This window comes from Vibrio sp. VP6 (assembly GCF_028823755.1).
GTDB classification, from domain to species: domain Bacteria; phylum Pseudomonadota; class Gammaproteobacteria; order Enterobacterales; family Vibrionaceae; genus Vibrio; species Vibrio parahaemolyticus.
Window position 1 is genome coordinate 236977 of the sequence record NZ_JAPEID010000002.1, and the last position, 26367, is coordinate 263343.

Consider the following 26367-nt stretch of genomic DNA (forward strand, 5'->3'; position numbering starts at 1 on the left):
ATGATCGCCTTTTCATCTTCTTCCATACGCCCGCGCCTCTCCTACCAACTTCTTTCAACCACTACTAGGTTAGCAGGACGAAGGTCATATTCATCAAATTTATGACGCGCCTCACTTGGCGTAATTTCGGATATGGGATGAAGCTCAAACATTGAGCACATGAAAGAGACGTCGACTCTGGTTGAATATTAGGTATGGTAACGAAATACTACCCATCGCAGTCTTTCATTACGCTATTTCAGTAACATGTAAGGCGTTTGAATGCTGATACAGGGTAAACAGAGTAGAAAAATTGTGATTACTTACAGCAGAAAATCAGCTATAAAAGCCGCTTTCTAAATATCGTCGAGTTGAAGAAATGAATGATTGGATCCAATTAGAACAAGTGAGCCAGTATTTCACTACAGGCTCCCTCGGTTACAAAGTGTTGATGGGCATTTTTGTCCTGATCGCTTATCGTATCCTGAAGAGAATCGTCAATCGAGCCATCTTAAACTTAGCAACCTCAAAGGGCGTAAAAAAGGCCCGCCTGAGTTTTATTCAGCGCTGTTTCAATGTCGCGCTGCTGTTTTTGACCGCCTCTGTTTTTGCCATTATCACCGGTATTGGCTATGGCGATGTGTCATTGTTCCTGTCGTCCATTTTCGCCGTATTGGGTGTGGCGTTTATCGCGCAGTGGTCAATTCTGAGCAATATCACCGCCAGCTTTTTGATCTTTTTTGTCTTCCCATACAGAGTGGGCGATCGTATTAAAGTCGTAGACAAAGACGAAGACATCAGTGGCGAGATTCAAGAAATCAGCATGTTTCACGTGTTAATTAAGCACGACAACGGAAACTTGATCACTTACCCAAACAACCAGATTTTGCAAAAAGCGGTACTAAAGCTGGCGAAAAATAAGCCAGAGCCAAGTAAAACAAAATCTCGGATTTATACTCGAAGAAAGAAATAATCCACTAAAAAGCCGATGTATCTACATCGGCTTTTTTAATGCACTTCTTTTTAAGTTTTAGTGTTGACCTAAACCAAACTTGAGGTTTTAGCATGCTCAACATTACACATTAATCAGAAAAAAGAAGGAATCTTTCATGTCCAAAATTGCGATTATTTATTTCTCTAAAACCGACGTTACTGGTCAGCTTGCTCGCTCGATTGCCGCCGGCGTTGAACAACAAAGCATTCAGCAGCAAGGTGGATTTGAAATTCTCTCTCACCGTATTGAAGGCAGTGAGATTATTGAGGGACGTTTTGTGAACCCTAATCTAATGGATGAACTTGCTGAGTGCGATGCGATTATCTTTGGCTCACCGACCTATATGGGCAGCGTAGCAGCGCAGTTTAAAGCATTTGCCGATGCAAGCAGTGAATCTTGGTATTACCAAAAATGGGCGGGAAAAATCGCGGCTGGCTTTACCAGTGGTGGGGCAATGAATGGCGATCAGTCAATGACGTTGCAGTATCTACAAACCCTTGCTGGTCAGCATGGCATGATGTGGGTCGGATTGGATAAGATCAGCAATTCTGGGGAGCAAAATCTGAATCGCTACGGTGTGCAAGGTGGCATTGTTGCTCAAGGCGGTGAAGATGGTCAGTTGCATGCCTCTGATGTTGCAACGGCGGAGTATCTTGGCAAACGAGTCGCAATGCTAGTTGACAAGCTCTCCACTCGCTAACAATAAAAAGAAACCCCGTAAGATACATCTTCGGGGCTTCGTATTTATCGCTTGTTTTGAGCGCTACTTCTTGATGTAGAGATCTTTCGAGTAGATGCGCCCCTCTACGTTGTTTTTGGCAAAACCGCCAACTGTAGGGCGAACCAAACGCGCTTGCATGTAGTAATAGATTGGCGCAATGGGCATATCTGCCGCCAGCAACTGTTCTGCTTGGTCATAAAATCCTTGGCGCGCTTTCTCATCGGTTGCAGCCAATGCACTGTTCATCACGTTGTCGTACGCTTGGCTACTGTAACGTGCAAAGTTACCCGAAGAACCTGAACGCAATAAACTCAAGAAAGTGGACGCTTCGTTGTAATCACCACACCAAGACGCACGCATCACATCGAAATTGCCTTGTTTACGCGCCACTAAGTACGACTTCCACTCTTGATTTTCTAACTCAACGTTTGCACCGAGATTCTTGTGTAGCATCGAGGCTATTGCAACGGCGATCGATTTATTTGCCTCACTGGTGTTGTACAGCAATTTGAAATCCAAAGGTTTGCCATCACCGTATCCCGCTTCTTTCAGCAGTTCACGTGCTTTCTCATCACGTTGTTGTTGACTCCAGTTACTGTATTCTGGCGGCGTTGCATCAAACCCTGCGGTGTACTGATGCGCAAAAGTATAAGCAGGAAGGTTGCCGACTTGAGTGACACCAGTCGTGATCACATCGCGCATGATGGAGTACGATACCGCTTGACGCACTCGCGCATCATCAAATGGTGGACGAGTGGTATTGAACGCGTAGTAATACGTGCACAACAATGGCACCACCGTGTAAGCCTGCTTGTAATCTTGTTTAAGCTTCTGCGCCATATGAGTCGGCACATCTGACGTGATATCCACCTCACCTACCGCATAGCGATTGATCGACGCGTTTTGGTTTTCAAACGGAATGTAAGTCACTTTGTTTAAATGCGTATCAGCACTGTCCCAGTAATTTGGGTTCTTGACCAGTTCAATACGCTCATTCACGACCCACTTATCCAATGTGAATGCACCGTTGTTAACAAATTGGTCTGGATCGCTCCACGGCTTGTCGCGGTTTTCCACTGTCGCTTGATGCACTGGCATCATGGACGTGTGCCCGGTCATGGCAACAAAGTACGGAACTTGACTGTCCAACTCAAAACGTAAGGTGTATTTATCCACCGCCGTGATACCGAGATCGTCCAAAGGCTTTTTACCCTCTGCCACATCGGCGATGTTTTTGATCTTGGTGAGTTTGAGATACCAAACATTTGGAGAAGCGGTTTTCGGATCTACCGCTCGGCGCAGTGAATAGACAAAATCATCCGCCGTCACAGGCTCGCCATTCGACCATTTCGCATCTTTTCGTAGGTGAAAAACAAAGGTTAGGTTGTCCTTGGTTTCCCACGACTCCGCCACACCGGGAATGATGTTTCCGTCACGATCTTGAATCACCAGCCCTTCAAATAAATCACGAATCACGTGCATTTCTGGCAGACCTTCGGCTTTCGCTGGATCAAGCGTTGCCGCCTCTGCGTCATTCGCACGTACCAAATGTTGCTCTGCGGCGAGCTGAACACCGTTAAGTAAGGTATCCGCAACGACAGATGCAGAAAGAAAAGGGGTGAATAAAGAGGAAATCAGCAACGCCGTTGAATGTTTTTTAAAATCCATATCGTTTTTCGTTCTCCTAACGCGTCTTGTGAAGCAAGCGCCACAATTAACATTTCAACCGTTGACGAGTTTAAACGGTTCGGTTTAGCTAGGTTTAATTAGCTTAGATATTGATATTACTTCATCAATCAGGAGATTACGGTGAGTCTAATTCCAAGAACGGAAAGAGCGGCATTTTTAATTCGGCCAACAACATACGGTCAATCCGTACTTGGTGCGCCATTACTGTATTTTCCGGCACAAGTCGAAAGTGCTTCGCGAGGTTTGATTTTGGCAGGCACTCACGGGGATGAGACAGCCTCGATTGCAGGTTTGTCCTGTGCGCTAAGAAGCTTGCCAGCTAAAAACTTACGACATGATGTGATTCTGTCAATGAATCCTGACGGCAACCAGCTAGGCACACGCGCAAATGCAAACCAAGTGGATCTCAATCGCGCGTTTCCAACCCAAAATTGGACTGAGCATGGCACCGTGTATCGATGGAGCTCTCACACACCCGTTCGAGACGTAAAGGTGAAAACAGGCTCTAAAAACCAGCTAGAGCCAGAAGTTGGCGCATTAATTAACTTGATTGAACTGCGCAGGCCAAAGTTTGTAGTGTCGTTTCACGAACCGCTTGCGTTTGTAGATGATCCCAAACATTCCAACCTTGCCAAATGGCTCGGCGAGCAGTTTCAGCTGCCAATCGTTGACGATGTCGACTACGAAACACCCGGCTCATTCGGCACTTGGTGTAGTGAACGTGATTTACCTTGCATCACGTTGGAATTGCCCGCGATTTCTGCCGATCTCACCATTGAAAAGCATCTGTCCGCTTTTATTGCTTTACTGATGCACGATCCGGATCTTTAGTCCGCTGTTGGTTAAGCGATCATGTGAGGATCTGTTTGATGTCGGTACTGATATCGCTGATCAACTGACGTGCACTTTCGTCTCTTTGCTGAACCAAGATGATAAACAGCAAATCGGTGATCACGTTTTGCGCGGTGCGCGAAGCAATGGATGAGCTGCGATGTTCCGTTTCATTGGCAATCGTATCAAACGTAATATCGGCAATACCACGCAAGCGGCTTCTCCCAGGAGCAGATAACGCAATCACCTTCGCGCCCTGCTCTTTTGCCGCTTCTGCCGCGACGAGAATTTCTTTGCGTTCGCCCGAATACGAAATCGCAATCTGCACATCTTCTGAAGAGAGGGTACGAGCAACAGCAATCTGCACGTGGCTGTCTTGTTCGGAAAGCGCCGTAATACCGAGTTTAAGCAGTTTAAAGCTTAAATCCTTCGCGGTCAGGGCTGAGCCCCCAATCCCGACCACTTGCACTCGACGCGCTTCGCTCAACCATTTCACCGCTTGGTGACAAGCTTCATAAGACAGCGCATTGGTGGTTTGAAACATAGCATCTGTTTTTGCTTTCACCAGTTTCTGTGAAATAACCGCGATGGGATCATCTGCCAAAATATCACTGTGCAACGGTGTCGACTGCATCGCATGCTTACGGCCAATCTCTTCATTCAGAGCTAACTTAAACTCGCTGTAGCCTTTAAAGCCAATACGCTGAGTAAATTTCACAATGCTCGATTGACTCACTTTTACTTGCGCCGCAAGTTCTTGGCTAGTGAGCAGCGCCGCCTTTTCTGCGTTTTCAACAATCCAATCGCCGACCAAACGACCACTTTGCGAAAGCTGAGTACGCCTCGCGACTATCTTATTGATAACTGACACAACAAAAACCTCAAAAAATTTAAATAATTTATTCCAAAACAAAAATAATTGGAGTTTGATTTAACTCCATGATTATTCTAACCAAGCCAGTTTATACCGGATGTAATGGACGTATATTTTCTCTCATTATTCCAAATTTCCCCGGCACAAAGAATAACCTCAAGTGTGATTTTTATCACCAAAACAGAATATTTTATTCCATAGAATCGCCCTCAGATTGAACATTGCGAAGAGTGTAAAACATGAAAATTGATTTAAGCCGATTGGTGACAGAAAGCCGTAATCCAGCCAGTGCAGAGATTGATACGCTTTCGACCATCGAGATGCTACAAGTCATTAATGAAGAGGATCAAAAAGTCGCGCTCGCGGTCAAAGCAGTGCTACCACAAATTGCAAAGGCGGTTGATGCGATTACCCAAGCTTTTACAAATGGTGGCCGCTTAGTTTACATGGGAGCTGGCACATCAGGCCGCTTAGGAATTCTTGATGCGAGCGAGTGTCCTCCAACCTACGGCACGCATCCAGATATGGTGATTGGCTTAATTGCTGGTGGACATCAGGCGATTTTGAAAGCGGTAGAAAACGCCGAAGACGACGCGCAAATGGGTCAAGACGACTTAAAAGCGCTTCACCTCACCAAGCATGACGTGGTTGTAGGCATAGCTGCAAGTGGCCGCACGCCTTATGTGCTAGGTGGTTTGGAGTACGCTAAATCCATCGGAGCTACGACTGCATCTATCGCCTGTAATCCGGAATGTGCCATGGCAAAAGCGGCCGACATCGCGATTCTGCCGATTGTTGGCGCAGAGGTCGTTACTGGATCTTCTCGCATGAAAGCCGGCACCGCACAAAAACTGGTGTTAAACATGCTCACGACAGGCGCAATGATTCGTAGCGGTAAGGTATTTGGTAACTTAATGGTGGATGTAGAGGCCACCAACGCCAAGCTCATCCAACGCCAAACCAACATTGTTGTAGAAGCAACTGGCGCATCAAAAGAAGAAGCAGAGCGAGCATTAAATGCCTGCGATCGCCACTGTAAAACCGCCATCTTAATGATTTTGGCCAATTTGGATGCCGAACAAGCCAAATCACGCCTCGCCGCGCACAACGGTTTTATTCGCGCAGCACTAAATAATAACTAAATAATCCGAGTTCTGAAGGATAGACCCTATGGCAAAAATAACTTCAAACACAGTATCGCAGTTGCTGTCCGCAGTGGGTGGCAGCAGCAACGTAAGCAAATGTGGTAACTGTATGACGCGTTTGCGTTTATCGCTCGCCAACAATGGCTTGGCTGACCAGTCTGTTATCAAGCAAATTCCCGGCGTAATGGGTGTGGTGGAAAGCGATGAGCAATTTCAGATCATTCTCGGTCCCGGAAAAGCTCAACAAGCGGCAGAGATGATGAATCAATTGATCGACAGCTTAACTTCTGGTTACAGTGAAGAACCAGATATGCCGCAACAAGATCTTTCTGCCGTCGCGGCCGAGCAGAAAAAACAGATGAAGAGTAAGCAAACCAGTGCGGTTCAGCGTTTTTTAAGCAAGTTTGCTACCATCTTTACGCCGTTGATCCCTGGCTTTATTGCCGCTGGTTTGTTGCTAGGTTTTGCGACGTTATTGGAACAGATGTTTGTTCTCGACCAGACACCAAGCCAGTTTATGTTGGATTTGATCGCCTACATGAAAGTCTTTGGTAAGGGTCTGTTTGCTTTCTTAAGTATTCTGATTGGTTACAACGCGCAGCAAGCGTTTGGCGGCTCTGGTGTTAATGGTGCAATTCTCGCCTCTTTGTTTGTACTGGGTTACAACCCAGAGGCTACATCCGGTATTTACTCTGGCATGAACGAGTTTTTCGGCTTTGCGATTGATCCGCGCGGCAACATTATCGGCGTACTTTTGGCGGCGATCATCGGTGCGCAAGTCGAGCGTAAGGTTCGTCAATACATGCCAGATGATCTGGACATGATCTTAACGTCCGTTATCACTCTGTTGATCATGGGTGCGGTAACCTTCTTGATCATCATGCCAATCGGCGGCGAGCTGTTTAAAGGGATGTCTTGGTTGTTCCTCAACTTGAACGATAACCCATTAGGTGCTGCAATCTTGGCAGGTTTGTTCTTAATTTCTGTGGTATTTGGAATCCACCAGGGTTTCGTTCCTGTGTACTTCGCATTGATGGAAGCACAGGGTTTTAACTCGCTGTTTCCTATCCTGGCGATGGCTGGTGGCGGTCAGGTTGGCGCGTCAATGGCGCTGTATTTCAAAGCCAAAAAAGACGCTCTACTGCGCACTCAAGTTAAAGGCGCTATTATTCCTGGCCTTCTAGGTATTGGCGAACCATTGATTTACGGCGTGACATTACCACGCGTAAAACCATTCGTTACCGCTTGTATTGGTGGTGCTGCGGGCGGCTTCTTTATCGGCTTAGTTTCTTACCTTGGCTTGCCAGTTGGTCTTAATACGGTGTTTGGCCCGTCCGGTATCGTGGCGATTCCTCTCATGACATCAGAAAATGGCATCTTCCCGGGCATGATGGTGTTTGTTGCTGGCCTGCTTATCTCTTACATCGTTGGCTTCCTCGCGACTTACTTCTTTGGCTGCAAAGACGTCGATTTAAGCTAAATCATTCTTCCCCTATAGGAATGGACTAGCTCGCGCCCTTGGCAAACAAGGGCGCACCCTCTCTCTACTTCACGACAATTTTTCTTATTCCGTTACTCGGAAGGGGCTTTGTCGTACCTAAAACAATAGAAATGAAAGGTCGTTAATCATGAAAAAGCACATTTTGACTCTACTTCTCCCTACGTTGATGGCATCAAACGCAATGGCAGCGCAGCTGTATCAAGCGGAAGATGGGTCAGTTTTAAATATTTACTCTCGTCTTGGTTTCAATGTCACCAGTAAAAATGACGAGCACGGCGATGCAAATGGTGAGTTTGATGGCCGTATTGGTTTAAACGGTTCACAAACCATCAACGAGTACGCGTCGATCATCGGCCAAGCGCAATACCAAGTGGGTGCCGCTGAATACGCAAACCAAGTAAACGACAAACCGTCTCTGACCGCACGTTATGTATGGGCGGGTATTGATGCGAAAGATTATGGTCGCATTACTGGTGGTCGCGTGGCATCTGGATTGATTATGTTTACCGACATTGGTGATGTGTTCGCCTCTTCCGATGTTTCTATGGCGCGCCAAGCGAATAAAGTCGACAAAACCGCGACGCAAGTTTTCCGTCAAGATGGCACGTTGCAATACCAAAACAGCCTAGGTAATTTCGATTTTTCTGTCGCGTACATTTTAGGAAACAACACTTCTGAGCTCGACTACGGTTACAACGCTGCACTGCGTTATACGCTAGACATGGGGAATTTGGGTACCTTGGCACCAGTGGTGGCGATACAGAAAAATAAAGGTGATGCACGTGAAAGCAACGACACCGATTACACATTCTGGGGCGCAGGTACGCGTTACTACTTAGGTGATTTAATGTTGGGTGCGTTGTACTCGGAAGATGAACTAGAGGGCTATTACTCGCAAACCAGTACCGACAAAGTGATGGAATTGACGGCGGTTTACAGTGTAAATGACAAATGGGCACTGCGTGCTGGTTATCGTTCTTTAGAAAACAGTGAGGGTGACGAGCTAGAGCTGAAAGATACAACGCTAGAAGTGCAATACAAACTGACGCCTCGTTCTTCTATCTACACAAACTACGTTGATCGTAACGGTTCGCGTGGCTACAGCAATGGACAAGAAGTCTCGTTTGGCGGTGCGCACGCAGACGAAAGCTACTACCACTTAGGTCTGCGTTACGAGCTGTAAGCACGATACTTAATGTAAGTTAGCTGAATCCATGAGCTTCTTCTGTGTCCGGTCAGTAGTTATTGCCTTTAATGCTGATTTGAAGAAGCTCACCCTCGCAATATGTTTTCTTCGTTACCTATTTTAACCAACACGCCTGCATCAGGAAAGCTGGTGACAGTAGCTAACAATTTTCCATCGACAAAGTGCAATGCCGCATAATCGTGAATGCCATAACAAGTGATGCTCGGTTGAGAACGAGCAAAGGCTTGGAAAACCTCGAACTTCTCACCTACATGAGAAAAATGCGCCGCAGCCAAACCGTCAATTAATCCAAGACAACGCATAACTTGGTATGCTTCGGGATCACTGTCTGTCACCGCAAACTCAAACCAACAAATTGCACCAGCGCTCATGCCACAAATGATGATGCCTTGTTCATAACACTGCTTGAGTATTCTATCGATTCCCCATTCGCGCCAAATGGCCAACATCGAACGCGTATTACCGCCACCGACGTAAATGATGTCTTGTTCAAATAGCGTTTCTTTCCAACCAGCATCAAACTTAAACAGCGGAAAATGGGTTACGTTTTCACTAAGCTTCGCATTGTAAAAACGTTCAATAACTTCATCGGCGTCTCCCGTGGCTGTCGGTAGAAAACAAATGTTTGGATTCTCCTTACCAGACAAAGACAAAATGTATTGATCGAGCGGACTCGGGTTCTCTCCCATCATCCAGCCACCACCACCAATCGCAATACAGTGTTTTCGCATTCCTTTGCTTCCTCAATTGTTGCTAAGTTTGTTGTCGCTATTCGCCGACAGAATATATGTTCCTAAAGTGATCAATGAACGCTCGCGTTCTTCTTGGTAAGTGCTCACGTTTTGGGTAGAGCAGATAAAGCGGCAAAATCGCATCCGTTTGCCATTCTGGCAGCAAACTCACGAGTTGTTCTTTTTGTGCAGGGTCGAGTTTAGCCAGTGCAAATTCATCTAACATGGCTACACCACAGCCAGCCAAAGTAGCATCCAACATGGACTGGACAAGATTAAAACTCAGCGTACTTTCTAACTCAATGCTGCACTGCTGTTGAGTTTGCTTATGCGTAAACGTCCACTTGTCTAACACCAAGTCACGACTTTTATAAAGGATGTGCTCTAAGTCACCAAGATCCTCTGGCGTACTTACATTTGGTTTATCCGCTAAATACGAGCGATGAGCGATCGGTTTACAGTGTAAAGTGCGTAGCTGATGGCCGACGTATCCCTCTGGGGGAGTATCGGTAAAGTAGAATGCGATATCAAACCCAGCCTCAATCAAGTCGAGAGGTGTCTCTGTGAAGATCACTTCGACGCTCACTTGTGGATGTTGCAATCGAAACTCGATCAATGTTTGGCTGAGTAACGCGGCTCCGAAAGAAGCGGACGCCGCTATTCTCAATTTTCCCGATACGATCTCGTTTGCCATGACTTGCTCATTGATCTGCTCAGCGCCTTCGAGCAGTTGCTTTACCTGCTGATAAAACCGCAAACCATCGTAGGTCAAATTAAACTGGCGCGTAGTTCGCTGAATAAGCTGCACCGACAATATGTCTTCAAGCTGTTTAAGTTGCCGACTTACATGCGCATTCGAACAATTCAGTCGCTTTGCTGCGCCAGCAATACTTCGCTCCTCGCACAAAGCGACGTAAAGTGGTACGTAGCTGAGCCATTTTATTTCCATACAGTAATTCTGAATCTCTAAAATCAAACTACTGGAAATAATAGAAAGCCTCTAAACTCTGTACAACCTAAATTTGAAAGGATGAGTTATGAGTGTTTTCGACACGTGGTTAAAAGGTCAAGTCATTAAAGATCACATCACTAATCCCAATATCATCGTTGGCGATTACAGCTATTACTCGGGCTTCTATCATCAAAAAAGCTTCGAAGAGCAAGCAGTACGCTACTTGTTGGGTGACCCCGTCACACTTCAAGAATGGCAAAGTAGAGAACCCGATAGCATCGACAAATTAATCATTGGCAAGTTTTGTTCCATCGCTTCTGGAGCCACCTTCATGATGGCAGGAAACCAAGGTCATCGCATTGACTGGATTTCGACCTTCCCCTTCTCTCCTGAAGAATTTGGAGAAGGCGTACAAGACGGTTTCGAGCGTGCCGGAGACACGGTGGTGGGGAACGATGTTTGGATTGGAAGCGAGGCGATGATCATGCCCGGAGTAAACATCGGCGATGGAGCCGTCATCGGAGCACGCGCCGTAGTGACGAAAGACGTCCAACCTTATTCGGTGGTGGTTGGAAACAACCAAGTCGTACGTCAACGATTCGGCGATAAAGAGATTGAAACTCTACTCAATATCCAATGGTGGAACTGGCCAATAGAACACATTAAACAAGCAATGAAAGTAATGTGTAGCAGCCAAGTCGGTGCGCTTGCGGACTACTATCAAGAGCACATTGTCGATTTGTAGATAAACAAAAGCCCACACATCTTGTTGCAACGTGTGGGCTCAGTGAGTAAGAAAGCTTAAACCGCAGCGACGTCCTCTTCTTCCAAGTTCGCCGAGACTTTAATTTCGTATTGATTGAAACGGAACGAACAACCGCCATGAGTGCGCTTTGTCGTTACTTGTTCGTCGCCAAACAGCACCGTCACGCGAGTGAAGACACGCTCTTTGGCTTCGACAATATTTTCTTCTAACGCGACTTCAAAGTCATGTTCCGTTTGTTCTAGCTTTTGCTTTATCGCTTCAAGCTGCTCGTTGTTTTGTGTTTTCATCACATCAATCTGAGCTTGTTCTTCGTCGGTACGTTCGGCTTTAGGACGTTTCTTAAATTCGAGCTCTTTACGAATCACATCCATCGTGCCTTCTTGAGCGCGTTTGTATTGATCTTTGAGCTCTGCTAATCGCTCCTTAAATGCAGAATAGCGCGCGAACGCTTCTACCTTAGTGGCGGTGTCGCCTTCTACGCCCAATTGTAAGCACACCACTTTGTCACCGACTTTTGCATCTCCGCCGCTGAGCGTACCGTTCCTACCGTTAGCATCCAGCACCGTCAGATTGCGCCCACAAACAATATCGTTATTCATGCTGTGCACCGCCAACTCAATATCTTCGCCAGCTTGCAAATCACAATATTGGGCGTAGCTGGCACGAATCGAACCTTTGGCTTTGACGTGACAACTCTTTGGCTGGCCATCACTCACGGTGTGGCCAATGATCCCTTTACCAACTTGAATGTCGTCTTGCGCTTGTACGTCAGCCGATTCAATGAAGCCGCCTACAGTAATAGAACCCGTCGCTTTAACAATCATGCCGGATTCAATGTTGCCACCGATAATTACATTCCCTTTGAATTTCACGTGGCCTGTATTCACGCCAACGCTATTGAGGCAGAGTGCGTTATCAACTTCAATGGTTTTGTCTTTAATCAGAGGCGTACCGGATACCGATGCAATCAATAGGTTTGGGTCGTGCTTGCTTATCTCGGTGCCCTTACCAGGCTTCATTGGGCTGTCTTTCCCGGCTTGTGGAGGAATCACTCGCCCTTGAACAGTAAAACCAGGCGTACCTTTGGTCGCAGGCGTGCGGCGCATCACCTCATCGCCTACGTCAACCGCGATAGTTTCACCGAGGTTACGTAAATCAATTTTGTCGCTAGCAGATTGGCCGTCTTTGGGTTTGAGAATGCGTTTGGTGATGTCTTTAACGAGAGGAGTAAAAAGAGCGTCTTTGCCTTTGATAGGTTGCTTACCAACCGCTACAGGTTGAGAAAAAGTTTCGCCGGGTTTGAGCTGAGTGCTGACAACCAACACTTTCTTCAAAGCCAGTTTGTTGATGCCTTTCGAAACTCGCGCTTGAGCAAGGGCTTGAACAATCTCGGGGCCACGTAAACCTCGGCCTCCGTAAGCGCCGACAACGTTCATACTGGCGAGCATGTCATTATTCGATAATTCGACCTCAACTTGCGCGTTGCGTTTTTCCGCAATGACGATGCCTTCGTAAGCTTCGGCTTTACGTTCTTTGGCGCAGTTAATGAATCTCACGACTTCCCCCTCAACAACAAACATCCTTTCAGCGTTCATTGCGACGAGCTGCTCGTTTAATTCATTTTGATTTAGCTCACCACCGAGGTCCACTTCTCCCGGAAGACGGGCTATCACCTTGGTCTTATCTTCAGATAACTCAAGACACAGCTTCCACATACCCTTACCACTTTGCTTCCCATCAACACTTTCAGTCTAACCAAAAACATTTTCTGAACAAACCTCGCACTTCGAAGAATAGGGCTCAGGTCACTAAAGGTCGAAGCCTTGGTATTATTGAGTAAATAAAGTATTAGGCATGGTGATTCATCCGCGTAAATCATTCCACTCTCGTTTCACTTCATGCTCCACTCTACAGCATGAGAAAGTTGTAGCTTGTAGTTATAGTGCTTCAATACAATAAAAGTGGCGACGCCACTCCTTCCCTTTTATTGGCGATTTTGTTTACAGCTCAACATTGAACTTAGTCGGTCATGAGTTTGCTTTTTATCATTCATCAAAAACAAAAAAGGAGTGAATTTACAGTGTAAAGTCACTCCTCTCAGCTCGTCTCTATTTACAGTGTAAATCCATAAGGCGTTGCGTTTACACTGTAAATTGACTCAACAACTTTTCTAACTCACTTCTTAACTGTTGCTCAACTTGCTTTCTTCCCGATAATCCAAATTGTTTGGCACAAATGCCCCAATCATGGTTTAAGAACACTTTACTTATCATCAAATCAGAAACAGGCTCCAAACCATGTTGACGCAGCCACTGTTGTAACCACACAAAAATCGATTCATAGCTTGCACCACCCTGCGCATAGCTTTGAAGCAATACTCGCTTAGTCGGATGTAAGGTTTGATGTTGAATCGGTTGACGCAACAAGCTTCTAGCCAGACTCGGCTCTAACTTAGGATAAACAAGGGAAAGGCTCGCAGACAAAAACTCATGAAACAATGCTTGTGCGTCATCAATCCAAGTTTGTGATTTATTCGCAAGTTGGCGAACCATCAACAATGAATAACAACCGCTGGCGGCATCGCGCATAGTTCCTAAACGAATGGATTGATAACCAGCTTGTTGCCAAAACTGAATCAACTCATCCGTCGCACCAAAACTCGTCGATAGGTAATCCACATGGGCACCAACACTTTCCTCGAGTAGTGTTAGCATGCGCTTGCCAATGCCCGAACCTTGTAGATCAGGATGCACCGCAATTCGCATCACTCGTGAAGTAATAAGCTTGCCTACCTTTACCAAACCAAGTTGATTGATGATGGTGATTGGCGTCAAATGCCCTTTAGGACGACGTTGACCAAGTTGAACGGCTTCAATTAACTCGTCATCAAGACCGCCCTCCTCAACCGTGAGAATGACTCCGATGATATTTTGTTTATCCATCGCGAGATAAACGGAGCTGTTGTCATCTCGCAGTAAATGGAGCAAATCATTCGGTGAGGTTTGATAATGAGCGTTAACCAGTAAAGCAAAGCATTCGCGTAGTAAGTTGGGTTGGTGAACCAGTGCTTGCTTGTCCACTTTGTTCAACGATACGTTCGCCATGCCTTCAATGGATTGCGGCGATAATTCAGCGTTCAAGATAAAAGCGTCATACAACCACGTTTCTAACTTATCATCTGCGCTCCAACGAATTGGCTGCTGCATGTGATACGTCTTCATGCCAGGTCGTTGTTGTTGCAACCATTCAATGAACTTCAACGTGAAGCCACGTCCGCAGCCTTCATAGCCATGAATCGTGCTAGAAAAGACCAAACGATGATAATGCTCGGTGATTTGTTTGAGCATCGGGACGGGAATCGCAGCCGCTTCATCGACTAGCAGCAAATCACACTCAGGCAGCGAAGACAACAATTCGTCAGGCGCAATAAACTGAATATACCCATAGCCGACTTCCAAACGGTCTTTCTTCATCTGTTTGGCATCCGTAAGTAAACGCTGCGCGTGCTGATAGACTGGCTCAACAGCGTTAATAGAAGGCGCGGTAAGTAATATACGCAGCGGCTTGTGCTGCAACAACTGAGCACAAGCAATGCCTAATGCGCTGCTTTTACCTCTACCGCGATCAGCCGTGAGCACTAAAGGACGCTTGCGATGCCCATTCACCACTTTCTCGATTAATGAAACAGCGTGAGTCTGCTCTATGTATTCTGTATTTCTCTGCGCAATAGCAAGCTCAGAAACCTGAGGAATGACTTTCCCCTGCTCAAGCACTATCAGCTTTTGCCATTGGGTCTGCATCCATTGCTCAGCGAAGTGTTGTGGTTGAGCAGTATTTGTCACAACAAGTAGCATTCCACCGCCAACGAGAGAGCCAATTGCCGCCGTAAAGCTATTAGCATCGAACTCTTTTCGCGCGTCAAACAGCAGCACATCACATTCTCTTCCGAGTAGTCGATTTCCCTGCTTCATTCCAACACAAAAGGCACTCTCGAATGACCAATCCCCAACACAGAACCAACGTTGTGTGGTTTGAGTTTGAAGAAATGCAGAGAGAATGGACTCTTGCCAACCGGCCTCTCCTTGCAAAACAATGCCTGAGCGTTGAAAAGCATGTTGAGATTGGCGTTGAAGTGAAGATAGAAATTCAGATTGTGCGTGCATGGGGTCTATCCGATGTTGAACTGCCGCCATGTTATCACATCTGCTATTCGGAGCATGCTTCCACACGCTCAAGATCGCAGACATAAAAAAACCGCCCGAAGGCGGTTATCGTTAAAGCTTAATTTTATTGCATTTTGCTTTGAACAAAAGTAAGGATTTCTTCCATCAAGCTGTCATCGACTTTCTTCAGATTGAGAGCAAGATTGCTGCCTTTACGACTGTAGCTTGCTCGACCTTTGACAAGGTCAACTTTTTCAGCTTTTTTTGCAGGTTTAGCTGGTGCTAACTCTGAGATCCAACTTTCGATGCTTTCCGTCACTTCTTTGGTCAAACGAGCCACACCTTGTGCCTTGCTACGTTGCCACAAGTAACCTTCAGATGTACGGCATTTATCCAACAAGTTTTGCTGCTGCTCAACGGTCAATGTTGAGAACTGTTTGTGCAGTTTAACGATGGTTGGACGACCTAAATCGCCAACATTTGGATACGCTTGTAGCAATTGCAGCGGCAATGCCGCGGCTTTAAGCGCACCACTTACCAATGCTTCACTGCATTGGAACATTTTCGCTAGCGCTTTTTGGTCTTCAGCTTCACCGCTTTCCAGCTTAGCCTGCATCTCTTTGCCTTTTTCGTAAAGCGACAGCGGTTTGTGAGCATTCGCGACGTCAGATAGGAATTTCGCGTGTTCAGTGTTGATGCCATCACCAACGTAAACCAAGAAATCCTTACCCGCCAAGATACAAGACATACGACGGCGGCTACCGTCTAGCACTTCAATTTTGCCATCGTCAGTGCGACGACCAACAGCTGGGTACTGTTGACCACGCTCTTTCAGTGTCACCAAAACATCAGATAAAGCATGCTCATTCAAGAATGATTGTTCACGGGCATTGTCCGCGAACACACGCGTCTCGCTTGCCACTTTATCTGCGGGAATACGAACTAATTCAAACTGAACCGTGCCCTCACCCGCCACTGCCAACTCGATGGTTTGCGCTTTTTCTTTTGCTGCCGTTTGCGCTTCTTGTGGAGTCGCTACTCGACGTTTATTCGTTTTACCAAATAATTTCGCGTTTAATTCAGACGTTTTCAAAGCCATTTACTGTTTACCCCTGATTTAATGACGGCCAGTTAGAGTGCAATACGCGCTCCAGTTCCAATGCGCTTTTGTGAACCGCATCTTGAGCAGTTGCAAGTGTCTTCTTGCCGCCTTCGAAATCACTTACGGTTAAATCAAACACAGTGCTGTAGGTGTCTGCACACGTTTCAAATGCACGGCTACGTGGAATGGTTGCCATCATCACTTGGTCACCAAGCAGATAGTTCATTTCCGTCAATACCGAAACTTGCTTCTTGTTGTCGTCTTCGAACATGGTTGGCATTAGACGAACAAACTCTAAGCCATTCCAATCTTCTGGGAACATCTCATAAACCGTAGGCAAATGCTGGAAGAAGTTAACCGTAGATGCCCAGTCTAGACGTTTTGCCGCACAAGGAATTAACAGTGCATTGGACGCGTACATCGCATTCCAAACCAGAGGGTCGACGTGCGGACCGGTATCAATCATGATGATATCGAAGTCATTCGCAATCTTGTCGATAAGCTGTTCTTTCAATAGACGAACGATATCAAGTGATGGGTCTTCAGACAGCGTTTGCCACGCTTCTGCGTTAAACATAGCATCTTCTGGGAATGCGGAGATTGACTTCAAGTTCGGATATTGCGTCGGCAACAGCACGTTCTTGTGTAAAAATTCGCGGTCGATCTCTACTCCATCAGGCACGTTGCCTAACATGATGTCTACCGCTGAATAAATGTTGTCGTGCTCAGCCACACTGATTTGCGGGTTTAAAAACAGACGTAATGAACCTTGAGGGTCCAAGTCAATCAAACAAATGCGGTAGCGTTTATCTAGGTTAAGCGCCAAACAAGCAGCCAAATGTACGGCCGTCATTGATTTACCCGTACCACCTTTTTGGTTTTGTACGTTGATAATCCACGGTTTATTACCGTTATTCTTCTTACGCTCATAGAATTTTGGCACTTCAGCCGCATCCATCAGCATGTGTGCTTCTTCTAACGTAATGGAGTAATGATTCGCGTTGTTTTTAGTAAATTGGTGGCCTGCGGCTTCCATCTTACCGATCGCTTCATCCAGTTTACGACGAGTTAAACCAGAGCGAGTCTCCATCATCGCCTTAGACATTGGTGGGAAGTAGTTGTCACTTCGCTCTTCCAAAACAATCTCAATACGGTCAGCTTGAACTTGTTGCGTCAGCTCAGCTAACTCTTGAAGATTTTCAATCGTTTTTTCTCTTTTCATGCCAAATTCCGTTGGAAGGATATCTGCATCCAATTGTACAGCAGTAAACTTCAAAAACAACAAAAAGGTGCACATTCATTTTGAACAACCATCACATAAAAAACCATCAAAATTGGCTGTTTTATGATTTAAGAAGAAAAATATATCAATTTTTAATCGATTTATTCCAAATAAAAGAGGTTAGTTCTTATCAAAATTAAAAGTGTTACATTGTCACTTATTTACAATGTAAATCTATTTTATCCGGAACGATTATATAAGTGGGCTAAATTACGGATTATGTGATTTCAATCGACTTAAATCATTTTACATACTGATTGTGGAGGAAAAGAGAGGAAATCGTGTCGCGTCACGACCTTGATCATGCATCCGAAGCAAAATCAGCGAGAAGACAACGAATAAGAACGGAACCATGATCAAGGAAGACTCTTGATCATGTTTTCGAAGATAACTGTAAATACGAAAGCATGATCATGGCAGATAATGGACGAATGAAGGTAAATCAAGGCTTGAGTACATGGATCCATTTCTCGGAAAAATGATCAAGCAAGTAGGTTTCTCGGAAGCATGCTTTTTAATGCGCTATTTACGGCTGAATGCAGACGGAATGGGGGATTGAAGCATAAATGCGCCTCTCAACCTTCGGAACGATGAAATACAGTATCGGCAAACAAGACATAGTGTCTTTCATGATCATGCTTCCGTTAATTCTGATAATCATGCAATCTTTGAGGCGAAGGACCCAAATTGACGTCATTTTAATCGTTTGGCTAATTTGGCAACAATTGAAGGTAAAGAGAGACGAAATAACCTTAGCTTGATCATTGATCCGCAACCTCGAAACACTCACAATAGCAGAGGATCGACAAATCAAGATCGAGGTAATCACGGATTTCTGTGGATAACCTGTACAGACATCATGATCATCGTTTCATGATTGTTTTGATCATCTTTTCAGGAACTTAATGATCATGCTTGCGGAATGAAGTGATCATGCTTTCAAGGTTTTGTTGATCATCGTTTCGATAAAGCTATGATCATAGTTCCGAAACATATCAAAAAAATACTCTTTAATAACAGTCACTTAGGTTTGTAAAAATAACCAGATCAATAGATCATATAATCAATTAAGATCAGAATAATCAAAAAGATCACTTATTTAAAAAACAAGATTTTTTCTTTATTTATGATCTGTTTTTCTTTATTCTTCGGAACCATAGCACAACTACGGCTAGTGTGATCTGGATCTAAAATGACGGCTGATGAAAAAATTCTGATTAAAGCACCAAGAAGCCATAAGGATGGCCATCTTTTTGAGGTACATGAATCCTCTGCTGATTGGGTAGAGCAGTACCAACATTTCAAAGGGGTGACCAAAAGCATCTTAGAGTTGCTTAATCTGATCTCATTGCGAGGTTTCAGCAGCAAAGATGGGCTTGTTTCAACAACTGAGATTGTTGAAGCCACAGACGGTCAACTGACTCGTGCTGCACTTCAGCAACGTTTACGAGCGGCTGTCAATATCGGCTTGTTTACCCAGACTCCAGTACGTTTTGAGGAAGGCCTAGCAGGCAAAACCATGCTGCATAAGTTTGTAAACCCAAACCAGCTCATTTCGGTTTTGGGGGCAACAAGCTTAGTCACTGACAAAGTTCGTCAGAATGAAAAGCAAAAACGTTCTAAGGCACTCGCACAAACCCAAGTGAACAAGCGCTTGTTGAATGAGCACGGCTTAAATACGCCACCAATGATGAAGGATGAAGCGGATCAATTTGTCGTTTCACCAACAAATTGGGCGGGGATCATTGACCAAGCACTCGCACCACCTCGCACTCGTAAAAGCTATCAGAAATCCATGGTGTCGATCTCAGGCACCAAAGCGGTGATTGAAACGCGATCTTCCAAAAATATCATGACAGTCGATGATCTGATGACGCTGTTTGCGTTGTTTACTCTGACTGTGCAATACCATGATCATCATAAAGATCAATATCAAATGGATGCCGCGCACGTTCCGAATAAAACGCCGCTCTACATCACCGATATTTTGTCATTACGTGGCAAAAAAGACAGTGGCCCAGCGCGTGATTCCATCCGTGACAGTATCGATCGTATCGAGTTTACCGATTTCCAACTGCATGAACTCACTGGCCGATGGCTCAGTGAAAATATGCCCGAAGGCTTTAAGAGTGACCGCTTCCGCTTCTTAGCCCGTACCATCACGGCTTCAGAAGAAGCGCCCGTTGAAGGCAGTGATGGCGAAATTCGTATTAAACCCAACTTATACATCTTGGTGTGGGAACCGTCGTTCTACGAAGAACTACTAACACGCGATTATTTCTTCTTGTTCCCACCAGAAATCCTGAAACAGCATACGTTGGTGTTCCAGCTGTATTCGTTTTTCCGTAGCCGTATGGTGCGCCGACACACAGATTGCATGCTGTTGAGCGAGTTAAATCAGAAGCTTGCACGTAACATTGAATGGCGTCGATTCTCAATGGATCTGATCCGTGAGCTGAAACGCTTGTCAGACGGCAAAGGGACAGACGATCTTTTTGTTGTGAACTTATGGGGCTATCACTTAACGATCGAAACTATGATCGAGAATGATAAAGTGATGGATTACCAGATCGACATCAAATGTGACGTCGAAGAGGTGCTGCGTTACTCACGTGCTCGTACAACCAACGCAGGCAAGCGCAACATGGCGCCTACGCTGCCAAACCCGCTTCGTAATGAAATGGTAACCCGACAGCAGCTTGAAGCGCTCTCAGGCATCATTGACGGCGAATTTGAGCCTATTCAACGCAAAGCCCCGTCTCCGCGTGGAAATTTGGGGCGTCGAGTGAAGCAAAGAAAGCACCTTGTCGAGATCAACGCAGATGAGATCACCATTACTCTGTCGAAATACACCTCTCCAGAGGCGCTAGAACGCAGTATAACGGCGTTGTCTGCAATGACAGGGCACTCGTATGCCTCAATCAAAGAAGAGTGTTCTGAGTACATTGAGAAGCTAGATTGGCTGAGAGTAGGGGATGACCCGATTCCTTATGAGACTCTGAGCAAAACTGTAGAGCTGTTTAACACTCAAAACGAGGTTAAACATCTCACGATTGAACGTTTGATTGCTGGTTTAGCGGTGCGCCGTAAAGTTTGCCGACAAGTGTTTGATGGTCACATGGATGAGATGGTGTTCCGTGCTTTGGATGAAATGGCGATTTAATATGATCTCGCGCAAGCAAGGGTGAGTAATAGCCGTGACTGATTGATTTAAAATGTAACAATGTCTTTCGATGATAGAAAACAGACTCAACTCTAACAAACCACTGACATTAGATGTCTGAACGAAGACTAAGATTTATCTCGAATAGACAACCTTTTGTCCTTTCTGATGATTAATAGATTGGCTCATATTGTTACATTCATTCTGAATAGACTTCGCGAGTTTCTCCTCAAGAAACTCGCTTTTTTTTTTGCCTAATTTTCCTGAACACTCTTGATCATTCTTCCGTATTAATGGCGCTGTCCTTGATCATGTTTCCCTGCCTCGTTCCAGTTAAGTGATCGCATTAAGGCGACATGTGATTCGATCAAGTTATTGGCCTGTTGTTGCCATTGGTTTTGATCTTGCTGTTGATTGCAAAATTCCAACGCTAATACGGTCAAATGCTGTAAACGTTTTAAGCACCAATCTTTAAGCAGAATATCACTCATGGGGTGGCATGCCGCTTGTTCGAGCTTCGCGCTTGCATAGAGCAGAGTTTGGTAAGCTTTGTGATGGTCTTGATACCTGGCGTGTTGAAATACTCTCAAACATCCATCTAGCCAGCAGGCGATGGCTTTACTTTGTTGATCAGACAGCTCAGGACCAAACACGGTATCAGGAGCTTCGTACAAGATCGCTTCTAACACGTTTACTTGATCATGCTTCCTAGTTTCATGCCAATGCGAGATTTGATCTTGCCAGGAGGTCAGTTCCATCATGCAGCCTCAATCCATTGTTTAACAAAGTGATTCGGACCAATTTGATTATACTCATCAACCACAACACTGCTGCGATGACGGATCTCATCGGCGTCTATTGAGTAGTTTGGTTCATTTTTCACCAAGTTTCCAAATGGCAGATCAGGATCGGGCACGGCTGAGATCAACAACTTAGTGTATGGGTGCTGTGGATTTTTCAAGATCGCGTTCGTGTCACCCCATTCAACGATTTGCCCTTTATACATCACCGCTGTTTCTTCAGCGATGTAGTGCGCGGTGGCGAGGTCGTGGGTAATGTACAAAAAGCCAATCCCAAGCTCTTGTTTCATACGCTGCATCAAGTTCAATACGCCCAAGCGAATTGACACATCCAGCATCGATGTTGGTTCATCGGCCAAAATTATTTGTGAACCGACGGCCAGTGCGCGTGCGAGGTTTACTCGCTGACGCTGACCGCCGCTGAGCTCGTGCGGATACTTGTTTAACGTCTCTTCTGGCAGTTCCACCTGCTTGAGAAGTTCGTCCAATCGAGTCGGGATCTCGCGGTCATGCTGCACCTGCTTGTGGATTTTCAACGGGCGAGTTAGATGATGACGAATTGTGTGGGTCGGGTTCAGCGATCCAAAAGGGTCTTGAAACACCATTTGTACCTTACTGCGATAATCTTGAATATCGTGTCGTGAGGTGATGTCATTGATGTTGGTGCCGTTAAATAGAATTTCCCCTTCGCTCGCTGGGTAAACCTTTGTGATTAGCCTTGCACACGTGCTTTTACCGCAGCCTGATTCGCCAACGAGAGCCAATGTTCGCCCAGCGTAAAGATCAAAACTGACACCGCCCACAGTGAACTCTTTGATCACGTTTTTCATTTGAATGATCGGTTGACTCATGCTGGTGCTCCTTGTTGCTCTGGCTGCTTGTGAACATCGTGAATATTGGGGAACGAGGCCCACAATTTTTGGGTGTAAGGGTGTTGTGGGTGATTGCGGATCTCGTAAGCGTGATTGACTTCTACGATCTCACCATGGCGCATGATGGCGATGCGGTCGCACAGTTGGCTCATCAAAGCTAAATCGTGAGTGATGAAAAGAACTGAGAAACCAAATTCTTCTCTCAGCTGATAAATTTGTTGCAGGATCTCTCGCTGCACCACCACATCAAGCGCTGTCGTTGGTTCATCCATAATGATGAGCTTAGGGTTTAAAGACAGCGCGATGGCAATAACCAGCCTTTGGCGCATTCCCCCAGAGAACTGGTGCGGATATTCACCCAGTCGATCTCGAGGGATGTTCACCAAATCGAGCAGTTTTTCGGCGCGATCTTTGGCTTGCTCGTTGCTGAGTCCTTGATGATGACGTAGGACGTCTGCAAACTGCTCTTGAATGGTCAGTACCGGATTAAGCGAGTTCATGGCACTTTGGAATACCATGGCGATTTCGCTCCAACGCAGCGCGCTTAGCTCCTTATCGGACAAACGTAAGATGTCCTTACCTTGGAACAGAATTTGTCCACCAGAGATAAACGCGGGCGGCTTGTGCAGACGATTGATCGAAAAAGCGATGGTACTCTTTCCGCATCCAGATTCCCCAGCAAGGCCGAATACTTCGCCTTTTCCAATATCAAAGCTGACCGATTTCACCGCATTAAAGTCACCATTGTCGGTGATGTAGTCCACGCACAAATCTCGGATCTGGATGACCGGATCGCTGTGAAAGGCGTGACTTAAATTAATCTCACTCATTAAAAACACTCAACCAATACAAAAGATAATTATTATCATTATCGTATGTGCAAATGAGAAGAAAGCGTAATCGACCGAATAGGTGAAGTGACTCGAAACTTGAATGAAAGAAAAAGTCGAATTTTGGTTGCGAGAGTGTGATAAAAAAAGGCAAAAGTGAGAGCTGGATCAGCACACTTTTCTTAGGGGGAATTTTTCAAATTTAATCGTAAATTTGGCCTTTGGCAAAAGGTAAGTGATGAATCTATTAACGAGTTGATGAAAGGTCGGGAGGGGTCACATTTCCTCACTGTTTTTCTTACCTCCGCACAGTGGGTTTGCTATAGATTAGCTGTCCAAAACATGGTGTGTTCGGAGGAAATATGTCCATTAATTCTATCGACCATGAAGAGATGACCAACATCGCTCACAAGTGGGAATTACCCGAAGAAGAAGAAACCGTTGTGAAGCCAGAGAAAACAATGAAATCAGCAGAAGCCAGACGTCGCATTGAGGCACTGCGTGAAATCCGCGAAAGCGGGTTAAGCATTGAAGAAGCAAGAGAACTTGGCTTGATTCACTGATTCTCTCAATTCGGTGTACCACTCCATAGGGTAGCCAACTGGCTGCCCTTTTTATTTGCTAACCCCATCATTTAACCGAAGTTTCTTGCTCGTTTTGTTTGTTCTCCAACCTTATTTTTATTCAGTCTGAAGTCATTTTGCTTGCTTACTATGGTTTGACAAATGGTAGAGGCGTTACTAAAAGATATATCAGTATGATATGCCTTTTGTTGACTATCCATATCACCTAAGCAGGAGCGCGAATATGGTTGATCAGATCCTTTTCTACGAGCCCGATGAGCCGCACGGCTTCCTCTCCAACTTCTGTCATGCCCCCGTCGAAATATCTTCCCAATCTTGGCCCACCAGCGAACACTACTATCAAGCTCAGAAATTTGTTGATGCCCAACTGCAAACCAAAATTCAGAAAGCCCAATCGCCGGATGAAGCGTTCGCGTTAAGCCGTCAGTACGAGCATCTCGTTCGCAGTGAGTGGGACAACATGAAGCTCTCAGTCATGGCGTTCATTGTGCGAGAAAAATTCCTCCAAAACCCGAAACTTGCTCAGAAACTGATGCGCACGGGCAATGCTTGCCTTACTGAGCATTCGCACAAGGACGCATTTTGGGGAGATGGGGGAGACGGTAAAGGTTTGAACCACCTAGGAGAAATTCTGATGAACGTACGCGCAGAGCTGCGACATGTCGAGCCTTACAATTTGGTTAAGTTCATCGACAAAGCCAAGCTGCCAACTCAGTGGGGCACATTCATGATGCACGGCTTCATCGAGACGGCTACAGGGAAGGAGCATCTCGCGCTGGTGTATGGCGACCCGACGTCTCAGCCTGCGCCATTGATTCGGCTCCATTCTGAATGTCTCACTGGGGACGCACTATTTAGTACCCGCTGCGATTGCGGTTTTCAGTTAAATCGTGCGTTGCAAAACATCGTCGAAGAGGGCTGCGGCGTGCTGCTCTATTTGCGTCAGGAGGGACGTGGCATCGGTTTAATCAACAAAATTCGCGCCTATCACTTGCAGGATGAGGGTGCGGATACCGTTGAGGCGAATGAGCGTTTAGGGTTTGCTGCTGATATGCGAGACTATGCGTTTTGCAAAGGGATGTTAGAGCATTTAGGGATTGACGAAGTGCGTCTGATGACCAACAACCCCCGTAAGCTTGCGGCTTTGAAAAACGCGTACATCAATGTCGTTGAGCGTGTGCCACTGCAAGAAGGTCGCAATCCAAGCAACCAACACTATCTAAAAACCAAAGCAAACAAATTAGGGCACATGTTTGATCCCAATTTTGTTGATCAAACGGAATGATCGTTTCTGGCGTGTATCAAATCGAATAGACAAAAACGCCAGCTTGAGAAGGCTGGCGTTTTAGTGGGGATCTCAAAAGCTGCACCAGTAAAAGGGCTAGGCGCGTTAAAGATAGTGTTTGACGATGTTATCGATCTCTCCCGAGGCTTTTAGATCCGACAGGCGTTGATTAATAAAGTGTTGTACTTCAGGTTTCATCTCTGGAGAAAAGGCCAGATAGATCGAATAGTCGGGGATCACAGCGCTAAAAGATTGAATCTCAAATTGTTCGAGTGGCAGTTCCAGACGTTTTAAGTTGTACATCACCCGCGATTCCATCTCGACAAACGCCGTATCGCCTGGCGTTCTCTGAATTACGCGATATGCGGCGTCGTTTTATCTTCAAAAAACGGCATTAAGTTTGGGTAGTCGAAACCTAGCAGCAACACGATGGAACGACCTTTGATGTCTTGCATGGTATTGAATTTAAAAGGCGCATCACTGCTGGATACCAACACGTGTTTTACAGTGTAAATAGGCTCTTTAGATAAGTTTTCTGACTGAACTCGGCCCCAATCAGGGCTGCCGTATGTCAGCCAGTTTTCTTCCCCACCCGCTTCTAATAATGAAATCATGCGCTTAAACGGATAGGTGTGAAAATTCACCTTATAATCTGAGTTGGCAAAAATCGCGTTCACAATATCCGTCACGATCCCGGCATGTTGTTGTCCTTGTTGTTCGATTTGAAATGGCCTTGCTTGGTCGGCGATAACGTAATAATTCACCTCTTCAGCGGCGGTCGCAGCACTGACAGCCATACAACTAAAAGCCAATACACGTAGAAGTCCTTTCATCCTATCCTCGATTATTATTTGCTCACGACTATATTTAGAGTAGCGCAAGATTATCGGAGTGAT

Annotated in this window: 21 protein-coding genes and 1 pseudogene; 10 read left to right on the plus strand and 12 right to left on the minus strand. The window is 45.6% G+C overall.

Annotation, left to right across the window (positions count from 1 at the left end; translation table 11 throughout):
- Positions 1–358 precede the first annotated feature (358 nt).
- Both OU793_RS02325 and OU793_RS02330 read left to right on the plus strand, forming a co-directional pair.
- On the plus strand, positions 359–952 hold the full coding sequence (locus OU793_RS02325) for a mechanosensitive ion channel family protein (protein WP_020838327.1): 594 nt from the start codon (positions 359–361) through the stop codon (positions 950–952).
- A gap of 136 nt (positions 953–1088) precedes the next feature.
- Positions 1089–1673 (plus strand): flavodoxin family protein, encoded by a 585-nt coding sequence (locus OU793_RS02330; RefSeq protein ID WP_063518406.1) that lies wholly within the window; start codon positions 1089–1091, stop codon positions 1671–1673.
- 63 nt (positions 1674–1736) lie between these two features.
- On the opposite strand, the gene OU793_RS02335 is transcribed toward OU793_RS02330, so the two are convergent.
- Positions 1737–3362, minus strand: a complete 1626-nt coding sequence (locus tag OU793_RS02335; protein ID WP_025520418.1) for an ABC transporter substrate-binding protein — start codon at positions 3360–3362, stop codon at positions 1737–1739.
- Between the two features lie 141 nt (positions 3363–3503).
- Here OU793_RS02335 and mpaA point away from each other — a divergent pair, with 141 nt between their 5' ends.
- Positions 3504–4214 (plus strand): murein tripeptide amidase MpaA, encoded by a 711-nt coding sequence (mpaA, locus tag OU793_RS02340; RefSeq protein ID WP_025520416.1) that lies wholly within the window; start codon positions 3504–3506, stop codon positions 4212–4214.
- A 19-nt stretch (positions 4215–4233) separates the two neighbouring features.
- On the opposite strand, the gene OU793_RS02345 is transcribed toward mpaA, so the two are convergent.
- Positions 4234–5085 (minus strand): SIS domain-containing protein, encoded by an 852-nt coding sequence (locus tag OU793_RS02345; protein WP_021452841.1) that lies wholly within the window; start codon positions 5083–5085, stop codon positions 4234–4236.
- 242 nt (positions 5086–5327) lie between these two features.
- Between OU793_RS02345 and murQ the strand changes: the two genes are divergently transcribed.
- The 3 genes from murQ to OU793_RS02360 all read left to right on the plus strand — a co-directional run bounded on the left by murQ (position 5328) and on the right by OU793_RS02360 (position 8917).
- A complete protein-coding gene (gene murQ / locus OU793_RS02350; protein ID WP_042764417.1) occupies positions 5328–6230 on the plus strand; it encodes an N-acetylmuramic acid 6-phosphate etherase in 903 nt (300 codons plus the stop codon).
- A 28-nt stretch (positions 6231–6258) separates the two neighbouring features.
- On the plus strand, positions 6259–7713 hold the full coding sequence (gene murP / locus OU793_RS02355; protein WP_025535440.1) for a PTS N-acetylmuramic acid transporter subunit IIBC: 1455 nt from the start codon (positions 6259–6261) through the stop codon (positions 7711–7713).
- Positions 7714–7861: 148 nt separating this feature from the next.
- Entirely contained in the window at positions 7862–8917 is a 1056-nt protein-coding gene (locus OU793_RS02360; RefSeq protein WP_077671875.1) for a porin, read from the plus strand.
- A gap of 89 nt (positions 8918–9006) precedes the next feature.
- Here OU793_RS02360 and OU793_RS02365 read toward each other — a convergent pair whose 3' ends face one another.
- Positions 9007–9672, minus strand: coding sequence for a peptidase E (locus OU793_RS02365; protein ID WP_025552528.1), 666 nt, complete (start codon positions 9670–9672; stop codon positions 9007–9009).
- Positions 9673–9709: 37 nt separating this feature from the next.
- Entirely contained in the window at positions 9710–10621 is a 912-nt protein-coding gene (locus OU793_RS02370) for a LysR family transcriptional regulator (protein ID WP_053812320.1), read from the minus strand.
- A gap of 88 nt (positions 10622–10709) precedes the next feature.
- Here OU793_RS02370 and catC point away from each other — a divergent pair, with 88 nt between their 5' ends.
- Positions 10710–11369 carry a type C chloramphenicol O-acetyltransferase gene (catC, locus tag OU793_RS02375; RefSeq protein WP_021450425.1) on the plus strand — a complete coding sequence of 220 codons (660 nt, stop codon included), beginning with the start codon at positions 10710–10712 and terminating at the stop codon, positions 11367–11369.
- 56 nt (positions 11370–11425) lie between these two features.
- Here catC and OU793_RS02380 read toward each other — a convergent pair whose 3' ends face one another.
- From OU793_RS02380 to OU793_RS02395, 4 genes are all read right to left on the minus strand, one after another.
- Positions 11426–13105, minus strand: a complete 1680-nt coding sequence (locus OU793_RS02380) for a DUF342 domain-containing protein (RefSeq protein ID WP_025788639.1) — start codon at positions 13103–13105, stop codon at positions 11426–11428.
- A 426-nt stretch (positions 13106–13531) separates the two neighbouring features.
- Positions 13532–15553, minus strand: coding sequence for a tRNA(Met) cytidine acetyltransferase TmcA (locus OU793_RS02385; protein WP_193237418.1), 2022 nt, complete (start codon positions 15551–15553; stop codon positions 13532–13534).
- A gap of 124 nt (positions 15554–15677) precedes the next feature.
- Positions 15678–16652: a ParB/RepB/Spo0J family partition protein gene (locus OU793_RS02390; protein WP_159404241.1), complete on the minus strand. Its 975-nt coding sequence runs from the start codon at positions 16650–16652 to the stop codon at positions 15678–15680.
- A 7-nt stretch (positions 16653–16659) separates the two neighbouring features.
- Complete coding sequence (locus OU793_RS02395) at positions 16660–17877, minus strand: AAA family ATPase (RefSeq protein WP_005500197.1); 1218 nt, start codon at positions 17875–17877, stop codon at positions 16660–16662.
- Positions 17878–19129: 1252 nt separating this feature from the next.
- Between OU793_RS02395 and OU793_RS02400 the strand changes: the two genes are divergently transcribed.
- Positions 19130–21100, plus strand: a complete 1971-nt coding sequence (locus OU793_RS02400; RefSeq protein ID WP_025508105.1) for a replication initiator protein RctB domain-containing protein — start codon at positions 19130–19132, stop codon at positions 21098–21100.
- Between the two features lie 290 nt (positions 21101–21390).
- Here the strand turns inward: OU793_RS02400 and OU793_RS02405 are convergent, their stop codons facing one another.
- From OU793_RS02405 to OU793_RS02415, 3 genes are read right to left on the minus strand one after another with little or no spacing between them, the layout of a single operon-like run.
- Complete coding sequence (locus OU793_RS02405) at positions 21391–21858, minus strand: transcriptional regulator (RefSeq protein WP_193237419.1); 468 nt, start codon at positions 21856–21858, stop codon at positions 21391–21393.
- A complete protein-coding gene (locus tag OU793_RS02410; protein ID WP_274647721.1) occupies positions 21858–22751 on the minus strand; it encodes an ABC transporter ATP-binding protein in 894 nt (297 codons plus the stop codon). The genes OU793_RS02405 and OU793_RS02410 overlap by 1 nt, the downstream gene beginning before the upstream one ends.
- Positions 22748–23602 carry an ABC transporter ATP-binding protein gene (locus tag OU793_RS02415; protein ID WP_005497621.1) on the minus strand — a complete coding sequence of 285 codons (855 nt, stop codon included), beginning with the start codon at positions 23600–23602 and terminating at the stop codon, positions 22748–22750. Before OU793_RS02415 ends, OU793_RS02410 begins: the two co-directional genes overlap by 4 nt.
- Before the next feature lie 362 nt (positions 23603–23964).
- Between OU793_RS02415 and OU793_RS02420 the strand changes: the two genes are divergently transcribed.
- Both OU793_RS02420 and ribA read left to right on the plus strand, forming a co-directional pair.
- The gene (locus OU793_RS02420; protein WP_005477395.1) at positions 23965–24165 is read left to right on the plus strand and encodes a PA3496 family putative envelope integrity protein; all 201 of its coding nucleotides are present in this window, start codon (positions 23965–23967) and stop codon (positions 24163–24165) included.
- A 244-nt stretch (positions 24166–24409) separates the two neighbouring features.
- Positions 24410–25471, plus strand: a complete 1062-nt coding sequence (gene ribA, locus OU793_RS02425) for a GTP cyclohydrolase II (RefSeq protein ID WP_159404243.1) — start codon at positions 24410–24412, stop codon at positions 25469–25471.
- 105 nt (positions 25472–25576) lie between these two features.
- Here the strand turns inward: ribA and OU793_RS02430 are convergent.
- Positions 25577–26304, minus strand: a pseudogene (locus OU793_RS02430) (substrate-binding periplasmic protein).
- Between the last annotated feature and the right edge of the window lie 63 nt (positions 26305–26367).

Excerpts from the sequence above, each read along its gene's own strand:
- OU793_RS02325 (WP_020838327.1), top strand. The coding sequence starts at position 359 with ATGAATGATTGGATCCAATTAGAACAAGTGAGCCAGTATTTCACTACA.
- OU793_RS02330 (WP_063518406.1), top strand. The coding sequence starts at position 1,089 with ATGTCCAAAATTGCGATTATTTATTTCTCTAAAACCGACGTTACTGGT.
- OU793_RS02335 (WP_025520418.1), bottom strand. The coding sequence starts at position 3,362 with ATGGATTTTAAAAAACATTCAACGGCGTTGCTGATTTCCTCTTTATTC.
- murQ (WP_042764417.1), top strand. The coding sequence starts at position 5,328 with ATGAAAATTGATTTAAGCCGATTGGTGACAGAAAGCCGTAATCCAGCC.
- murP (WP_025535440.1), top strand. The coding sequence starts at position 6,259 with ATGGCAAAAATAACTTCAAACACAGTATCGCAGTTGCTGTCCGCAGTG.
- OU793_RS02360 (WP_077671875.1), top strand. The coding sequence starts at position 7,862 with ATGAAAAAGCACATTTTGACTCTACTTCTCCCTACGTTGATGGCATCA.
- OU793_RS02365 (WP_025552528.1), bottom strand. The coding sequence starts at position 9,672 with ATGCGAAAACACTGTATTGCGATTGGTGGTGGTGGCTGGATGATGGGA.
- OU793_RS02370 (WP_053812320.1), bottom strand. The coding sequence starts at position 10,621 with ATGGAAATAAAATGGCTCAGCTACGTACCACTTTACGTCGCTTTGTGC.
- catC (WP_021450425.1), top strand. The coding sequence starts at position 10,710 with ATGAGTGTTTTCGACACGTGGTTAAAAGGTCAAGTCATTAAAGATCAC.
- OU793_RS02380 (WP_025788639.1), bottom strand. The coding sequence starts at position 13,105 with ATGTGGAAGCTGTGTCTTGAGTTATCTGAAGATAAGACCAAGGTGATA.
- OU793_RS02385 (WP_193237418.1), bottom strand. The coding sequence starts at position 15,553 with ATGCACGCACAATCTGAATTTCTATCTTCACTTCAACGCCAATCTCAA.
- OU793_RS02390 (WP_159404241.1), bottom strand. The coding sequence starts at position 16,652 with ATGGCTTTGAAAACGTCTGAATTAAACGCGAAATTATTTGGTAAAACG.
- OU793_RS02395 (WP_005500197.1), bottom strand. The coding sequence starts at position 17,877 with ATGAAAAGAGAAAAAACGATTGAAAATCTTCAAGAGTTAGCTGAGCTG.
- OU793_RS02400 (WP_025508105.1), top strand. The coding sequence starts at position 19,130 with ATGACGGCTGATGAAAAAATTCTGATTAAAGCACCAAGAAGCCATAAG.
- OU793_RS02405 (WP_193237419.1), bottom strand. The coding sequence starts at position 21,858 with ATGGAACTGACCTCCTGGCAAGATCAAATCTCGCATTGGCATGAAACT.
- OU793_RS02410 (WP_274647721.1), bottom strand. The coding sequence starts at position 22,751 with ATGAGTCAACCGATCATTCAAATGAAAAACGTGATCAAAGAGTTCACT.
- OU793_RS02415 (WP_005497621.1), bottom strand. The coding sequence starts at position 23,602 with ATGAGTGAGATTAATTTAAGTCACGCCTTTCACAGCGATCCGGTCATC.
- OU793_RS02420 (WP_005477395.1), top strand. The coding sequence starts at position 23,965 with ATGTCCATTAATTCTATCGACCATGAAGAGATGACCAACATCGCTCAC.
- ribA (WP_159404243.1), top strand. The coding sequence starts at position 24,410 with ATGGTTGATCAGATCCTTTTCTACGAGCCCGATGAGCCGCACGGCTTC.